Origin of the sequence: Arthrobacter sp. Cr_A7 (genome assembly GCF_029222765.1) — a bacterium.
Lineage (GTDB): Bacteria > Actinomycetota > Actinomycetes > Actinomycetales > Micrococcaceae > Arthrobacter.
In genome coordinates, this window is sequence record NZ_JARHXQ010000284.1 from 1 (window position 1) to 3,986 (window position 3,986).

Below are 3,986 nucleotides of genomic sequence, written 5' to 3' on the forward strand. Positions count from 1 at the left end.
GGTGGGCTTGATCCAGTACTTCTTCGACTGCCCAACCGAGAATTCGTAAGTCGAAGTCGTCCTGCTGGTTCAGGTCCTGGACGAAGGCGTCGAACTCGAGAAACTGGGCGTTACCGCCGTTGCCCCAGTACTTCAACCACAGATCGTGAAGGTAGCCCTCGTCCAGTTCAATGAGATGTCGTGCCGTGAGTCGTGGATCTTCCATGATGGGATCCCTCAATGCGGCCGGGCTCTTGGCGCGCGTTCGTTGTTTCGCGGTTGCCGCCACTGCCGGAGCTACTCCTCATGCTGTCACGTTCGATAGTCGAGGTCGAGGTCTGGGACTCCATTCTGGTCAGGGGTTCTTGTATTCCGGACTCTGGGAGTTCCGAGTTCGACGGTTCCTCCTTGGTGTTGGCTGCGCAGCTTATACATTTGCGCGAGTTTCATCTCGGCGCTGTTGAGGGTTACGCGCAGGCCTTCGACGTCTCCGAGCCAGCCGTGTTGCTTGGCCTCGGTGATGCGCTCCCGGAGGTTGTCGATGATGTCCTGAAGCCGGTCGATTTGGGTGGGGTCGGGGCGGAGGAGTGCGCAGCGCAGGCAGGCGTGTTCGTGTTGGCAGCCGGTGCCGTAGGCGCGTCCGCAGCTGCCGAGGCTGAGTTTGCGCTGGACGAAGTGGGCTTCGAATTCGTCCCATTCTGCGGCGGTGGGTTCGCGATATTCCTCGGTCGGCCGGGTGACGCGTCGTTTTTCAATGAAGGTGCGGTGGTGCCGGATGATGTCCTGGGGATAGATCGCTGCGTATCCCTGGGTTGTCGCCAGGCTGGCGTGCCCCATCAGGACTTGAACGATGTGGGGTGGCAGTCCGCTGGCCAGGGCTTCGGTCGCGAAGATGCGGCGGAAGTCGTGCGGGGTGAATCTGACCCGGGCGCCGCCGACCTTGATGTTTGCGCGCTCTGCCAGGTCGTTGAGCAGGGCTGCGATGGTGGCCGTGGACATGACCCGGAGGGGCCCGGCCCCGTAGCGGCGGACAAACAGGTGAGGCATGGGTGAGCTGAGCACTTTCTCGCCCGGGTCCCAGCGCTGCGTCAGGGGCACGCTGCCCGTTTGTGGCTGGGTGACTCGGGAGAGCACGCGGTAGAGGATGTGCACCAGCTCGGGGCTGGCCACCATCAGACGCTCGGTGTCGGTCTTGCTTGGGGCGAAGTGCAGCAGCGGGATGGTCTCACCGGTCGCCGGGAGCTTATAGGGCTGGATGCTCATGTGCACGAGTTCGAGGACTTCCTCGATCCGGGCGCCGGTATGGCGGAGGGTCTCGACAAGGGCCCAGGTCCAGAAGGCGTTGTCCTCTTCGAAGGACAGGTCGCGGTCTTCGCCGTTGCGGCGTATCCGCACCGGCGCATCTTCACTGCGGCGAAAGACTTCCCATGCCCGGCCGTCCACGTCGATGGTGTTCCCGGCGCCCGCGGCGAGGGCAGCGGTCAGGGCTGCTTCCGCGTCGCGCAGCGCCTGCTCGGCTGTCTCAACCATTCGGGGCAACACCGGAGCCAGTTCGCGGGTGCGTTGCTGCATCGTCGCGGTGGTGGCTCGCCGCTGTTTGAGATAACCCCGGGTCTCTGCGTAAGTAATCGGGCTCGGGGCAGCCCACTGGGCCCAGTATGCGTCTTCGAGTGCCCACTGACTGATGTCGAGGTAGAACGCGCGGACCGCGTAGTAGATGCCGTGGTGACCGCGGCGCGTACTCCCGTCTGGATTCACTCGGCTCCTGGTCTTCCAAGCCTCGGCCTGCTGCTGGGTCAGCGCGAAGGAGCTTTGGTCTGGGTGGTGCTTCAGGATGTCCGCGAAGAAGACACCGGTCAGGTTCCTGGCCAGGCCAGAGAGCGAGGAGTAGTCCAGCGCGGCGGACCGGATCTGCAGGTAGTGGATGAGGGGTTCGCGGCATGGCCCGGTAATTCCGGAGTAGTCGACCATTTCCTCGACGGTTCGTTGTCCGACCCGCCGCCGTGATGGCATGTCCTGGGATTCGTGGCTGATCCATCCCAGGCCGTGCAGGACGGGCCATATGGCGTTCAAACCGCTCCGGCTGAGATTGATCAGCCTTCCCGGCAGCTGCGTGCTGTGCTCGAGGATGTCTTCGGCTGTGAGTTGCCGGATCGACTTGCCGGTGTGGGCCTGGACGCGGCCAAGGGTGAGCAGCCCGTTGTTTGCCTGCACCGGGGAGACCTTCGCGTCTATCAGGGCCTGTTCGATTTTGGCGGTATTGGCGGGATCCCGGAAACGGCTGAGTGCTTTCAAGAAGGCAAACCGCTGGCCGGCAAGCCAGCGATGGGACGGACGGAAGACGTCCATCGCCAGTATCGGGCCCATCGCGGCGTTGAGCGCTTCGATCTCATTCTTGTTCTCCGCGTTCTTAGTAGCGGCCCCGTTGATCGTGGTCCGCCACGTGAGGGTGTCAGGCCCAGTTTGGCTCTCAAACAGCGTCCAACGGTCCTGCCAGGTTTCACCCGGCAACTGATCCAGATGCCGCAGGATCCGCCGCATTCGTGCCCGGTGGCGTTCTGCCCTGGGCCAGTACCGACCACACTGCTCGAGCTGGTCAATGATGTCCTGAATGCTTGCCCCCGCCAGCGGACCCTGGGGGATGTCCGACGGTGACGGAGGCTCTTGCTCCAGCGGCGGCAAAGGGGTGAGATCGTTCCAGCTCCGCCGTCCGGTCTGGATACTACGACCCGCCGCGGTCACTGGTTCCCCCAAAGCACGCTCAACTCATCAGGGTTATAGCGCTGGCCGACCGGTGCCGTGTTCTCGGCAACCGGGGACCTGGTGGTGATCTTGGTGCGGTAGTGCGCAATGACGTCGTCCATGTGCGGGGTGGAGTAAACAGTGGTCGTGTCCAACGACTTGTGCCCCAACAATTCCTGGACCTCGTGAAGGCCCATGCCTCCTTCCAGGGCACGGATCGCGAACGTGTGCCGCAGGTCGTGCAGCGTCCAGTTCGCCCCCAGCGAACCATTGCATCGCTTCAGGACCGCCCGCATGGCCTCATAGCCCAGTGGACGTGGTTCGCCGCGCAATGTCAGCCAGACCGGCTCATCTGCCCCGGCCACGCCAGCTTCCAACTGGTAGAGCCGAAGCCAAACGAAGGCATCCGGCGCGGCAGGAAGCCACTGCAACTGACCGCCCTTGCGGTAAACACCGATCAGCTGATCACCGACGTTAATCCGGTCACCCGTAAGTCCGAGAAGCTCGCTGGCCCGCGCACCGCTGCTGACATAGAAGGCCACCAGCGCCCGGTCCCTGTTCGAGCGCAACCGCCGGAACAGGTCATTGAACCGCTCATCCGGGATCGACCGAGGCACCCTCCGCGCCTCCCGCTGACGCAACGGCTGACGCCGGACCAACGCAAAGTCCCGGCCAGGATCATGATGCGCGTGCGCACGGCCGCGGCGCAGGTCAAAAGGGTTCACGACAGGGCCCCGGCCCTGCCGCAGCTGGTAAGCATAAAAGGCCTTACAGACAGTCGTGGTGTGGTTGATCGTCGCCGAGGAGTAGCGCATCCCGGGATGCCTCTTGCCCGTAACCAGGTTCCGGCTCGGCCGCCGCTCCGGCTCGCTGCGGTTCCCCACGAACTTCTCAACCTGACGGGCCCACAACACAAAGTCCCGCGCCTCAAGGGCGCTGGCCTGATCCCACCTGACCCCGACTGCCCACAAAAACCGAAGGAAACGGAGCAAAGACAAAGCATAGGTCCGCACCGTCCGGGGCGAATAGTCGCTGGCAACAAGCTCCAGGAAGTAATCCGTCGCAGGAGCAAACTCCACACCCGCCGGATCCACAATCACGAACCCCGGGATACCAGGGCGAGTAGCGACCCGCCCGACTTCTGCAACGGTCAGGCCCTCCATCCTGCGCGGGGCAGAGACATGATTCGTAAGATCCACGACAAAAAGCATCCCGCCCAAGATCTCCTCAAGCACCGGCGACACGCGTCGTTAACCGTGCACTTA

At 63.4% G+C, this 3,986-nt stretch carries 3 protein-coding genes; all 3 read right to left on the minus strand.

Features of this window, described 5'->3' with window-relative positions:
- On the minus strand, positions 1-205 hold a 205-nt coding region (locus tag P2Q66_RS16840), incomplete at its 3' end, for a hypothetical protein (RefSeq protein ID WP_275729966.1).
- Between the two features lie 86 nt (positions 206-291).
- A complete protein-coding gene (locus P2Q66_RS16845; protein WP_275729968.1) occupies positions 292-2,520 on the minus strand; it encodes a site-specific integrase in 2,229 nt (742 codons plus the stop codon).
- Between the two features lie 197 nt (positions 2,521-2,717).
- Positions 2,718-3,932, minus strand: a complete 1,215-nt coding sequence (locus tag P2Q66_RS16850) for a tyrosine-type recombinase/integrase (protein WP_275729970.1) — start codon at positions 3,930-3,932, stop codon at positions 2,718-2,720.
- Between the last annotated feature and the right edge of the window lie 54 nt (positions 3,933-3,986).